At 30.9% G+C, this 12664-nt stretch carries 7 protein-coding genes, 2 pseudogenes and 2 riboswitches; of the genes and pseudogenes, 6 read left to right on the top strand and 3 right to left on the bottom strand.

Translation table 11 applies throughout. The features are described 5' to 3' along the window. Window positions 1-17 precede the first annotated feature (17 nt). Together I6L50_RS30715 and I6L50_RS30710 are read left to right on the top strand one after the other, a co-directional pair. Complete coding sequence (locus tag I6L50_RS30715) at window positions 18-371, top strand: zinc-ribbon domain-containing protein (RefSeq protein ID WP_307897089.1); 354 nt, start codon at window positions 18-20, stop codon at window positions 369-371. A 684-nt stretch (window positions 372-1055) separates the two neighbouring features. After that, window positions 1056-2246 carry a ribonuclease gene (locus I6L50_RS30710; RefSeq protein ID WP_219303969.1) on the top strand — a complete coding sequence of 397 codons (1191 nt, stop codon included), beginning with the start codon at window positions 1056-1058 and terminating at the stop codon, window positions 2244-2246. Window positions 2247-2640: 394 nt separating this feature from the next. Here I6L50_RS30710 and I6L50_RS35165 read toward each other — a convergent pair whose 3' ends face one another. After that, a complete protein-coding gene (locus tag I6L50_RS35165) occupies window positions 2641-4257 on the bottom strand; it encodes an S-layer homology domain-containing protein (RefSeq protein WP_257475442.1) in 1617 nt (538 codons plus the stop codon). Between the two features lie 604 nt (window positions 4258-4861). Between I6L50_RS35165 and I6L50_RS30700 the strand changes: the two genes are divergently transcribed. Together I6L50_RS30700 and I6L50_RS30695 are read left to right on the top strand one after the other, a co-directional pair. Beyond that, window positions 4862-5524: a hypothetical protein gene (locus I6L50_RS30700; RefSeq protein ID WP_219303968.1), complete on the top strand. Its 663-nt coding sequence runs from the start codon at window positions 4862-4864 to the stop codon at window positions 5522-5524. A 223-nt stretch (window positions 5525-5747) separates the two neighbouring features. Then, window positions 5748-6695 carry a hypothetical protein gene (locus I6L50_RS30695; protein WP_219303967.1) on the top strand — a complete coding sequence of 316 codons (948 nt, stop codon included), beginning with the start codon at window positions 5748-5750 and terminating at the stop codon, window positions 6693-6695. 154 nt (window positions 6696-6849) lie between these two features. On the opposite strand, the pseudogene I6L50_RS30690 reads toward I6L50_RS30695, so the two are convergent. Further along, window positions 6850-6977 (bottom strand): annotated as a pseudogene (locus I6L50_RS30690) (IS6 family transposase); the annotation flags it as partial. A 1310-nt stretch (window positions 6978-8287) separates the two neighbouring features. On the opposite strand from I6L50_RS30690, the pseudogene I6L50_RS30685 reads away from it, so the two are divergent. Beyond that, window positions 8288-8515 (top strand): annotated as a pseudogene (locus I6L50_RS30685) (DDE-type integrase/transposase/recombinase); the annotation flags it as partial. A 232-nt stretch (window positions 8516-8747) separates the two neighbouring features. Here the strand turns inward: I6L50_RS30685 and I6L50_RS30680 are convergent. Further along, window positions 8748-9875: an FtsW/RodA/SpoVE family cell cycle protein gene (locus I6L50_RS30680; protein ID WP_219303966.1), complete on the bottom strand. Its 1128-nt coding sequence runs from the start codon at window positions 9873-9875 to the stop codon at window positions 8748-8750. A gap of 187 nt (window positions 9876-10062) precedes the next feature. Continuing rightward, window positions 10063-10239, bottom strand: a riboswitch (M-box (ykoK) riboswitch). 509 nt (window positions 10240-10748) lie between these two features. Further along, window positions 10749-10916, top strand: a riboswitch (M-box (ykoK) riboswitch). Window positions 10917-11193: 277 nt separating this feature from the next. Between I6L50_RS30680 and mgtE the strand changes: the two genes are divergently transcribed. Further along, entirely contained in the window at window positions 11194-12522 is a 1329-nt protein-coding gene (mgtE, locus tag I6L50_RS30675) for a magnesium transporter (RefSeq protein ID WP_219303965.1), read from the top strand. The last annotated feature ends 142 nt before the right edge of the window (window positions 12523-12664 follow it).

Raw genomic sequence — 12664 nt, 5'->3', positions numbered from 1 at the left:
TTACTAATTTTCCAACCATCATCCGGTGTGAAAAGTATCAACAGTCAATTGCTCTTCATAACCCAGAAATAGCAAAAGAATGGCATCCTACAAAGAATAAAGAAGTATATGGTGTAACAACACCTGAGGAGACATCTACCAGATGTAACGAAAGAGCATGGTGGGTTTGTGGTAAGTGTGGACATGAATATAAAGCAATGGTCAAAGATAGACATGAAGGGGCTGCAAAATGTCCGTCATGTTACCCTCCAGAACCAAGGGTAAGAAAAAAGAAAAGAGAAGCTTTATTTCAAACTTATAATAAAATGGAGGATAATAGGGTTATCTTTGAGAAGAATTTAAGAGGAAAATTTAAAGAGAGTGAAGGATAGCTTGAAATCTTTTTTCAAATTTGTGCTTGGAAGCTAGTAAAACTAAAAAAGTGTCCTTTTTGCTTTTTTAGTTTCTTTACATGTTATTTTGTGGAAATGAATTTAAATAAAAGTACCTATAAATATCAAAGGTGCTCATTTTACTATATCTAGACCTTGCTATTTTGTGTAGCAAGGTCTTTTATTTTATGTTCTATTTATGAGAGAATCAATTGCTGGCAGGCTAACCTATCTATCTTGTTTATTTTTTATGTACTATGTATTTAAATTTGTTACCGAATAGATAGGCATCTTAGGATGCCTTTTTTACAAATAAAAGTAACGTAGTATTTAAACCTATACGTTCACGCAAGATTACATGTATTTAGTTCTGTAAATCTATAAAATTTTAATTTGGATTTTCTTGGCCCAAGCAAGTCCTAAAAATGAAGGTTTAGACTTTCATGTCTTTGTACATGTAAAAAGACATGAAAGTAGGAACTAATTGTATAGTGTAAAATGCTTAACTATTAACGGATACAGTTCATTTAGTACCCATTTTCTTGTCCACATATCAAGACAAGAAAATGGGTACTTTTTTAAACTAAGACACCAAAGTGGGTACTTTTTAAAAATAGCAAAACAGGCAACTAAATTTGTTATAATTGATAAATATTACATTTGAATATTTGGAGGAATTGAATTTTGAATAAGAAATTATTAGTAGCTCTAACATGTAGTACTTTATTTATGGGGATGACAGCGTGTGAATCTAATGATACTGCTAGCACAGCGGAAAAATCAAAGCAAGAGAGCACAAAAAAAACAAACGACAAACAGAAAAAAGATACAAAAGGAGATGTACCGGTAAAAGAAATAAATACAACTATTAATGCGGGTTCCTATAGATATAGTCCTAATGGTCATAATGCCACAAATAATGAGCATTTCATAATTTATGATAATGCAAAATTCGAAGATAACTTTGACGGACTTAAAGTATCAATGAACCAACTATTTTTAAGTAATAAGAAAGGCGTTTATAATGAGAAGGATGTTGGCTCTATTAGTATAGCCTTTACAATTGAGAACACATCAAATTCCACTTTTATTCTTAAGACTAATAAGATGCAGGCCACAACTGATCAAGGGCATCAAATAACACCAGATAAACCTATGAAAAGTGTTTTGTTAAATCCAACTATGAAAATAGAGAGTCCACAAGAGGGTACACCCGAACTTGCACAGGAGAATAGGGTTATTTATGAGGCTAACGACTCAAATTTTGAAGCTATAAACTGGGTTGATTTTACTTTTGAAATCCATAGACAAAGCCCAGAAATGACAATTGCAAAAACTCGAAAATATAAAATTAGATTTAATATAGATCAGCATTATACAGGGACTACAACTAAACAAGAACAGCCTCAATCTTCTTCAAATACGGATGCTGTTACATACAAAAATGAAATTAAACCTAAAATTGATTCCATGATAAAAGAGTTTAATGATATATGGAATCAAGAAGTAAAATCAGTTTTCAACAAAGAGGGGGAAACTCCAGCAACTGTAAACCAAAATACTTTACAAGAACAGATGGAGCTTGTATCTACCAAATACAGGGAATTATCAAAAGAGAATATTAACTTTAATGCCTCTGATAAAATAAATGACCCAACTTTAAAAGAGAAAATAAATAAATTTAGAGAAGAGTTTGGTGCTGCGGCAAATTATAGAGAAAATGCAGCAAATGCTATATTGCAAGGAATACGAGGTGTAGCTCCAATGGAAGACAGAATGAAAGAAGCACGAAAATCCATTGAAATTTCTGAACAAAAGTTTAATAACGCTTCAACTCATTTAACTGAATTTGAAACAAAACTAAATAGTAAATAGTATAACAAGAGAGCCATACTCTCTTGTTTAGTTCTCAGTAAAACCTAATTAAATGTGAAGTTCAACTAAATTTTTATTCTACATAAGTAACAAAAGACATTCATGAAGTATCTACTTTCATGTCTAAAAAGTATCCATTTTCATGTCCTTGTTGTACAACGACATAAAAGTCTAAACTAAAATCTCATGAACAATCGTTGATAAATAGTCATTATCATAAATTTTGTAGGGACTTTCATGTCTCAATAACGGGACATGAAAGTCTGAACCTTTTGAACATAGGACAAGAAACTCTAAACTACTTAGCCAGTAATAATAAAAAAGATGAAAGTAAACTTTTGGCTATTAGTTTACTTTCATTTCATTGCAAATACTGAATTTCTTCTATTTGAGCTTAAATAGGATTTGGCATAAAATTAGGATTTAGGTTGATTGCTCTATATAAAAACATAGCCATTTGTTCTCTTGTGACAGAAGCGTAAGGACTGAAATTTTTACCACCTGTACCACTAGCTATCCCGTTACTATAAAGAGCCTTTACATATTCATTTGCCCAATGCCCTTTCATATCATCAAATTCGTAGGGAGCCTTTACTTCCAAATCAAATGATTTTGTTAATACAGATGCTATTTCAGCTCTTGTTGTTGTATTTTTGGGGTTGAATTTTTTTTCTGGATTTACACTAAATATCCCCATCTTTGTTAATGCTAAAATCTCCTTTTTAAAAGGAGTATCATTTATGTCAGTAAACGGATTATTAGTTGTATCTTGTGGTTTTAGATATCTATACAGAACAGCTGCTAATTGTTCTCTCGTAATATTATCAGTTGGACCAAAATAACCATTTCCATACCCACTCATAAATTTCTTCTGAATCATATAAGTAATTTCGTTATAAGCCCAATGATTTTTAGGAACATCAAGTAAAGAAAATGGTGTAACAGTAATATAACTAGTAAAATATTTTGCAGATTTATCATAATTTACATATGCATCTGTTGGTGAATCACTCCATGTATCGTGCACTACTATGTCACGAAAGTTTTCATTTGATTCAGGAAGATATAGTTGCATATAACCGATTCCAGTCATTGTATGATTCCCATAATAAGGTTCCGCAAGGGTGTTTATTATTATCGGTCTATCCGAATCAATTTCTTTTATGTATTTTTCATAAGTAGGTTTCTCATCATACACAATTACAGGATTATACCCGCGACTCTGAAAATACTGTTCAAGCCCTGGCTTCATTCTAGATTCAAAAGTGCCACCAGCTGAATCTGTACCCATTGCGGCTCCTAAATTATCAATTAATTGATTAGAATTTTCATTACTTCGAAATAAATTATTGTATCCATTTTGTCCCCAATAAGCCACTAGGTTTGCAATTGCTGTTGGAGAACAGCCATGATACCAGGTGTAATCAGGCACATTACTAATATTGTGTTCTTTATAATCCGGTTCTTGTGAGTTTAATTTCATCTGGGGTGCATTGTATGTGTGAGGTTGAAGTTGATGTTGTTTTTCTTTATCTATTTGCATACTTTTCGCCTGATCTATATCTATGGCTTGATCAGTATGGATATTGAGTACCTTGTCTTTTTCTTTTTTTAGATGATAAAGTGGTCCAGTATATATAGCTTTTCCTTCTTCAATATTTTTGTAAGGATTAGAACCTTCTCTAGTAGATTCTAAGATAGAAGAACTATCGTTCTTACTATCCGTAATGATGTAACCGAGATCTTCATTATTTTTTTGTACTTGAAATAAGTATCCAGTAACATGTCCTTCTAGATCGTACAGTGTTTTACTTTCACTAAAATGAGTATCTTGCCACTTTGAGTTGGGTTGTTTACTCACTCCTTTAAGATATTTTTCAGCTTTACTTTGTGCTTCTTGTTTCGAAATGGTGTGGGTATCTGTTTCTGCAGCGTACGTATTGCTAGGTTGGTTTAGAGATAAACTTATAAAAATTGCAGCCACAGATGATAATAAGTACTTTATTTTCATTCAAATTCCTCCTGTGTATTTTTTCCATAAAGCAACAATGTTTATAACATAGCATACTTTTCTAAATATTTACATATTTTATTTCGAATTTTGTAAAATTTTAGAAAGTTTTAGGGTTTTAAAAGGGGATTTCATATATTGCTAATTTAATAGATGATCAAAAAGTTAGAAGTTAATCGTCTTGATATTGCTATGTAATAATTAAATCTAAATTAATTAATTTTTTTATTCTAGAAGTTATACGTATGTTTAAAACTAGAGATGAAAAAATTGATGTATACAAAATTTAAGACATTATATTTGTGGTTCTTATTTTATTATCAGCTCTTGTTAACTTGTTGATTTAGTGAATATTTGCATATAACTTATTTTTTACTAGACATCATGTTTGGGTATAGAGGAATAAGAGACTTGAAGTTAAAGAAGCCTTTTCTAGTAATTACTAGTTAATTATTATTTGGTTTTGTTTTGAGTGTATATGTAGTCGTAAATGATTTAATTTTCAAAAATATATTTACAATTTTTAGTTCACGTGTATATAATTTACATCGAATACACTGAATAATATGTTTAGTGTAAAAATACAGAATAATCGGAGGGTATTATGAATAAAAAAATTGTAACTAGTTCGTTAGCGGCTATCATGTTATTATCGGCTGCACCTATTTCTTCTTCGGCAGCAATTCAATCTACCAACTACCAAGATATTCAAGAAAACATAATCCAAGAAAGTACATTAGGAAATGTGAATTTTAATGTGTTAGAAACAACAGAATTTAGAACTATTAAAGTTCAGGAAAACGGAAAGGATAGTATTGTTAAGTTTAATAAAATAACTAACAAATTAACTATCGATGGTGAATTAATCGAAGACTTGAATATGAATAGTATGTTACAAGGACAACCCCGTACACTTAATGGATTGGACAAGGGTCCTCAGTATAATCGAGGAGGGCAGGAGTTTACATATATGGGTAAATTGTATGGCAGTACAAGACCATTAAGAGACTCTGTAGCAGTAACAGCTGCGGGTATTTCTGCAGTAACCAAATGTCCAGTTGCAGCCATAATACTTGCTATGGGAGGCACAAAGGCAGGTTTACTTGATATTTATTACTATGAATATGAATTATATGAAGCAAATCCTTTAACTACAAATTGGTTACAATTTACTATTACACGTTTATATAAAGATGAAGCAAGAAGCCAACAGCTTGGAGGAGAAATGACAGGTTCTGTTTATAAAATCGCTTTACCAAATAGTTAATATAATCCAAGTTTCTTTTTTTACTAGTATAAACACGGCTTTCATCTTTAATTATGGAGGCTGTGTTTATTACCGTCTAAAATTAATTAATGATTTTCACGCCTAAATAGTTTGCGATGATTTAAGAGTCTTTATCCAAATATCTTAAAGTTAATTTAAAACACTTAAGATGATGTCTATTTCTTTATAATAATTTTGAGGCTATATATCAGGAGGGAAACTTATGAAAAAAACATTAAGTTCTATGATGGTAATGGGAATAGGGATAGGTTTAGTTTTCACCAATCCTGCATCTGCAGAAGTTAATTTACCTAATTCAAATGAGAAATTCGAAATTGTAAAAACTCACGATGGTAGAATTAAAGGGGTAGAATCTTTAGAAAATTTGAAAGTTGAGCAAATTGAGCATATTTTAAATGAGATGGGATTCTCACAAGATGAGATTTCAAAAATGAACGGCCAGTTAAAAAAGGACATAGCAAAAGCGGGAGGGAAGAAGGCCTCTTTAGAATTTTTAAAAAAAGAGCATGAATATACAAATTTAAAAGGAAATAAATATATTATTGGTGATCATAATAAAGAATCAATAAAAAACATAGAGACAGAAGATATAAATGAAATTTTAAATAGAAATTTTAAAAAGAGTAATGCTATCCAATATATGGATCCACCTTCAATGGTGACGGACCAAGGCCAAACTTTTAATTTAATGGCCATATATCAGGGGGAACAAGGTTCTAATTACGTTTATCAGGTATTTTCAAGTCAATTTTGGAACGAAATGCCCCGTATTCGAGGGAATGATACACTTGGAATTGCGTGGGGAGATAAAGCCAAAGCTTTAGATAATACGGATTCAGCTCGTCAATCTTGGTTTGCTGGTGATGAATTTGAGCAAACTTTAAAAGCGGATCGTTCAAGTATATATGGAACCCAATGGAAAATACCAGAAATAAATAATTCTACTGCCAGAGGTGTTTACACTTCTCAAAAAATTTCCATACCTATCCAATATAAAGATTCAAAAATTAATATCAGCTCTGGTTTCGTACATGGTTGGGGGCAACCTAATTATTCATTTAAATTCGGGCCGAGTGCAACTATTGATTTAAGTAATGCAAATGGACATCATAAGTGGAGTTTAAACTATAATATTAATGTAGGATCTTAATAATTAATATTTTTAAGAACATTAATTATGATTGTTGTAGAGATTATTTGTCAAAAGATTAACCTAGAATTAAAAAATGGCAATTATAAAAAATATGGTTCTGGTGCAAATATGAAGTAGATGGATGATAGTAGATTCCTAACGGAATTGTAATTTATGCTATAAGTCCAAACACTCGATGGATGCACACTCTTTCTAATTTAGGACAAATTGATTCTGTAAATCAATTTGTCCCTTTTTTATTATGTGTATGGCTTCCACACCACTTAATATAGAAGTTGCTCCCATTATTACCTAATGACTTATAACATCATTCTTGATAATTCGTTCATATAAATATATTGATTAGAATTGATTACGGGAATTACATTATCTTGAAGAAAAACTTTTTCCTAACAATTCATATATGATTCAAAAGGTCTATGTATTTATGAAGTTAAATAATACATAAAATTACAATTATTCATCTTTATCCCTTTTGTGTTATATCACGTTTAAATCAAGCGATATTTTTAATGTGCTGTATATTTAAAATTATCAAATATTAATTTAAAAATATTTCTATATATGTTAGAATATAGTCTGCGATATCTGTTTTTATAGTAAATTTTCATATTAAATATCTATCAATATTAGGTATTAAAAACGGTGCCACAATTATGTAATAAATATGTAAAACTAAATCATTTTTATATTAAGGAGGTATAAAATGTTAAAAAATAGTGAGGAGAAATTCATAAAGTTCCAGGTGCCAGATATTATATTTACTGTTTTAATTGTATTATCCGCTCTTATAACTTTTAGAATTAGCCAATATTTGTACATAACCTATTTATTATTAGGGACTATGTTTATATTTAGAGGTATAAGGGACTTTAAGTTAAATAAATCCTGGGTATTGGCTAGCATTGAGTTGATACTAGGTCTTGCTTTAAGCATATATATACTAATTAATAATTTAATTTTCTGAATTTAAATTTGAGTTTATTGACTTATAAAGTCATATTATTATCAACTGCACCAATTTCTTCATCTGCAGCAAGTCAACCCAACAACTACCGAGATCTTTAAAAATATGCAGTACAATAGACAATGTGAATTTTAAAACCCCAGAAACAACACAATTTAAAACTATTAAAGTTCAAGAAAAACATAAAAACAGCTCAAATTTAAAACATTGAGCTGTTTTTTATTTTTATTATATCGAGTTGGAAAATTATCATTTGGTACTTTTGAAGTGGGAGATCCCATTCCACTATCTTCAAACAGAGTTCCGTTTGGCGTAATTACCTTTGCATCAGCAAGAGTCCATTCTAAATTTTTGTTTGGATAATAATAAGCTAACCAGTAATCAAACGGAACAATGTCAGAAAAAATGACTGCATTTCCCGTATTTTCCTAAAAATCCGTCTGAATAGAATTTTGTCCTTTAGTTACTTTTGTAAGTAATGCTCTGTCAATTTTTCCAGCGGAATCATACCAGCGATCAATTATTTTTTTATTATCAAAGGTTACATGGACTCTATCATCTGCTAGTGTTTGTACAAAATGATCTCCTTTGTATTATATTGTATTTAAAACATGCGATATTTTTAATAAAAGTAGATAAGAACCCTGCCTATCCTGTAGCGATGCAAGAGTTGAAAGAAGAGAAACATATGCCTAAAGGAAAACAACTAAGGCAAGTTAGATATCTCAATAATATAGTGGAACAAGATTATCGTTTTATCAAGAAACGTGTGCGTTCTATGTTGGGATTTAAGTCGTATAAAACAGCATCTTACACAAGATTAAATGGGGTTAGTTCTGTAAATCTATAAAATTTAGGTTTAGACTTTCTTGTCTAAATAGTTCATAGTTTCATGTCTTTGTACATTGTACAAGTAGGGGAAAAGATTAGCTTACAATCTTTATCTGTTCGTTAAATTATCATTTAACGAACAGATAGAAGGGGGATATAATACTAATATGATATACGTACACATGTTTACAAATTGGCAAGTAATTTGGATAGAGACTCCAAAACTTATGAAATCTCTTTTTATGTAATAATTATATATTATAATTATTACACTTATTTTTATTGAAAATTGATATATTAAGCAATATTCCTATTGCTATTAAATTGACCATTAAAGAACTCCCACCAAAACTAACAAATGGAAATGGGGTACCAGTAAGAGGAAATAGTCCCGTAATACCACCTAAATTTACAATGGATTGCATACCAATCATACATCCTATACCAATTGCTATAAAACTTCCGAATGGATCTACACATAGTTGTGCAATTTTTAAGGAACGAAGAACGATAGTCAAAACCCCTGCCAATATAATAAATACACCAATAAACCCTAGTTCTTCAGAAACTATTGCCATTATAAAATCAGTATGTGGTTCTGGAAGATAACCGGTTTTTTGAATGCTATTTCCGAATCCACGTCCAGTAATTCCTCCAGAGCCAATGGCAATAAAAGAATTTACAAGCTGATATCCTTTTCCTTGCGCATCAACAAAGGGATTGAGAATTGTAGTAATACGTGTCTTTTGAACTTCTGACAAGCTAAATTGAAGTGAAAAGTATAAAAAAGGTAACCAAAAAATAGAACCGATTATAATTCTTTTAATTAATAGATTTACATTTATTCCAGAGCAAAGAAATATGCTAAAACCTATACCTAATATTAAAAGTGCAGATCCTAAGTTTGGCTGTTTATAGATTAGGAAAAAAATTGCAGCTAAAAAAAATAAAAGTTTTCCGCTACCACTCCAAATATTTTTAGCTTGTTCTTGTCGTAATGCAAAAAAACGGGCTGTTACAAGTATTGTTCCTAATTTAAGAAATTCAGCTGGCTGTATTCCAAAGATCCATGATTGAGCATTATTTACCACTTTTCCTTTCCACAAAACCATAATTAATAAAAAAATTCCCCCAACCATAATACAGATAGAGACTATTCGTTTTTTCCATATTTCATATGGGAGAATAGCACAAACTATTAACCCTATTGTTCCTAAAAATAGCTTTGTTAATTGAGAATCAACAAAATGCCTACTGTTATAACCGTAATGTTGAACAGCAACAATGGAGCTCGCGCTATACATCATGATAATACCTAAAGTACATGTTATGAATAGAGGGAGGAGCAATAGATAATCGAGTTTTAATATTTTTTTCATTTTAATATCCTCCTGATTACATTAACACTTAATATTACATTTGCTAATGAGTAGAATCTTGTTCTCATCAACTACTAAATAGTATTCTTGTTTTGAAAGATTCTATAGCTTACACCCTGTTTTCTTACGCAAAAATCCCCCCTAGTTACATACTAGGGGGGATTTAAATTGGCATGACTAAATAAAGCTTTCCTCCCCCTAGTAGAGCTTTGGCACTATACAACGTAAAGTAATGGAAATTGATTACTTAGCTATCTTAAGAAGAGCCTTAATCCGACAATTCCTGTTCTACCCATTGGCGTCTTTCGACATTTTTGGGCAATAGCCTGTGTTTGTATAGGAGCCTCACCTAACAGGTTTAGCAATATAAGTTTTATGTATTTATTTCGTGTAGCCAGCATAAATATTTTTTTTTTGCTTGTCAAGTAAGCATATTGCTAATTTTATATTCTTTATTGTTTTATGAATTTTGAGAAATAATGCAAGGAAATGTATTTAATCATCTCGTATAGATACTTATTTTCGGCCTGTAGTGGATAATTTGATTAAGTGGTTTAACCATATAAATTTGATAAACGGTAAAGAAGATTTTAATCATAAAATAAGATTTTTGAAGAATGTTCTTTTGAAGTACGGTATGACTAATAATTCAACTTCTGCTATAAAGTTACAAATAAATCATAAACAATAAGTTTTCTATACGAAATTTCATATATTTTATAACGTTTCTTCGAACTAATTGTATATCTTTTAAGTTGAATTTCAAATTTACAATAGAGTCGAATTACATTTCTCTAAAAAAGAATGTATTATGAATCGAATCGAAAGTTAGTTGACAAATATTAAATTCTGGTTTAAATTTTGAAGTAATTCAATAATCTTTGTTAGGTGAGGCTCCTGTATAGAGAAACGCTGCTGCCCAAAAATGTCGAGAGACGCCAATGGGTCAACAGGAACGGTCGGATTAAGGCCCTTTTTAATGTAGCTGGTTATAAAAACCTATGCTATACAGTGCTAAAACTCAACGAGGGAGTGGTATACGATTTGATAGAAAGGCACCTCTGGGATTTTTGCAGAGCTGTCTTAATAATCATTTATTTGTATTGTAAAAAACCTTTACTCCTTTTTGAGTAAAGGTTTTTTTGTTTAATGTTATTTATTTTTATCTTGTCTATATTCAAAAAGGAGGTAGTTCTAAATAATAAATTGATTGCAATGTAACTATTAATGCTCTAATAAAAATTTTAGACAGATAAAATAACTCAAAACCACTCATGAAACTCTAGAGTCTCCCTTAGCAATATAAGGAGGAGTTAACATGAAGAAATTATTAAATGAATTACTTGTAACCCAAAATAATTTGGATGCAGAGAAAGTTTTACGTCATCCGTCGTATGATGTTGCGCAAGAAGTAAAACGGTTTTCAATTGAAGATCAAGTCATATTACTAGATAAGATTCCTGTATTAAAAAGCTCAAAAATTCTTCAACATTTGAGTACAGAAGAAAAATATAATATCTTAATTCACTTATCTGAAAACAAAGCTAAAAAGTTACTAGATTTACAACCGATTGATGAAACAGTAGATCTACTTCTAGCGGTTCATCCGGAAAAACAAGCTAAATTAATGGCGTATTTAAATAAAATTACAAAACATAATGTAAAAAAATTAATGGCTTTCAAACCTGAAACGGCAGGAAGTCTTGTCACAAGTGATTTTGTTGCAGTTAGAGGGAATTGGTCAGTAAAAATGACATTGAAGTACATTAGGGAGCATTCTGAAAATGTAGAATCAATATCTTATATCTATGTTTTTGATAGTCATGGTTATCTTAAGGGAATCGTTTCCATACATGGGCTATTACTAGCAGCAGATGAGGAGATATTATCTACTATCATGATTCAAGAGGTAATTTCAGTACACGCTGAAGTTGATCAGCAAGAAGTTGTAAAAAAGCTACTGAATTATAATTTAGCAGCATTACCCGTAACAACAGCAAATAATGAAATGATTGGTATTATAACATTTGATGATGTAATGAATGTTATGGAAGCAGAAGCTACAGAAGATATCCAAAAGTTAGGCGGAAGTGAACCGTTAAATCAATCTTACTTTGAATCTAGTATTTGGAGCATTTTCTTCAAACGTCTACCATGGTTATTGCTTCTTTTTGTTGCTGAAGCATATACAGGTACAGTACTAAAGTATTTTGAAGACGAAATTGAAACAGTAGTTGCCCTAGCTTTCTTTGTACCGTTATTAGTAGGTACTGGAGGAAATACAGGAACACAGGTTGTAGCAACAATTACTCGTGCAATCGGTATTGGAGAGGTGAAATTTAAAGACATTTTCCGTGTAATGAAAAAGGAATTTGCAATTGGCATGCTTCTCGGACTTGCACTTGGGTTAGCTGGGCTCACTCGTGCTTATATGTTAGGAGTTGGAACAGAAGTTGCACAAGTTGTAGCAATCACTTTATTATTTATTGTTATTTGGGCCTCTCTTGTTGCAGCTGTTTTACCTTTGATTCTGAGAAAATTAAAATTAGATCCTGCAGTCGTTTCTGGTCCATTTATTACAACATTTGTTGACGGAACAGGATTAGTAATTTATTTCATGGTTGCAAAAACGTTATTAAATTTGTAAATATACACTGAAATAAATACGAAATGTAGAATAAATATTTTGCTTTGCTTGCCAAGACATAATGGGGAACTCGGGAATGAGGGAAATAACCACTTTTGTCTTTAGGCAAATAATATCTTAAAGGATTCATTGAATGTAATTA

Origin of the sequence: Bacillus sp. FDAARGOS_1420 (genome assembly GCF_019344915.1) — a bacterium.
GTDB lineage: Bacteria > Bacillota > Bacilli > Bacillales > Bacillaceae_G > Bacillus_A > Bacillus_A mycoides.
Note: the sequence above shows the minus strand (reverse complement) of the source record. Positions and strands in the feature narration are given on the sequence as shown.

What these genes read in the sequence shown, in the direction of transcription:
- I6L50_RS35165 (WP_257475442.1), bottom strand. Translation starts at nt 4,257, where the DNA reads ATGAAAATAAAGTACTTATTATCATCTGTGGCTGCAATTTTTATAAGT.
- I6L50_RS30700 (WP_219303968.1), top strand. Translation starts at nt 4,862, where the DNA reads ATGAATAAAAAAATTGTAACTAGTTCGTTAGCGGCTATCATGTTATTA.
- I6L50_RS30695 (WP_219303967.1), top strand. Translation starts at nt 5,748, where the DNA reads ATGAAAAAAACATTAAGTTCTATGATGGTAATGGGAATAGGGATAGGT.
- I6L50_RS30680 (WP_219303966.1), bottom strand. Translation starts at nt 9,875, where the DNA reads ATGAAAAAAATATTAAAACTCGATTATCTATTGCTCCTCCCTCTATTC.
- mgtE (WP_219303965.1), top strand. Translation starts at nt 11,194, where the DNA reads ATGAAGAAATTATTAAATGAATTACTTGTAACCCAAAATAATTTGGAT.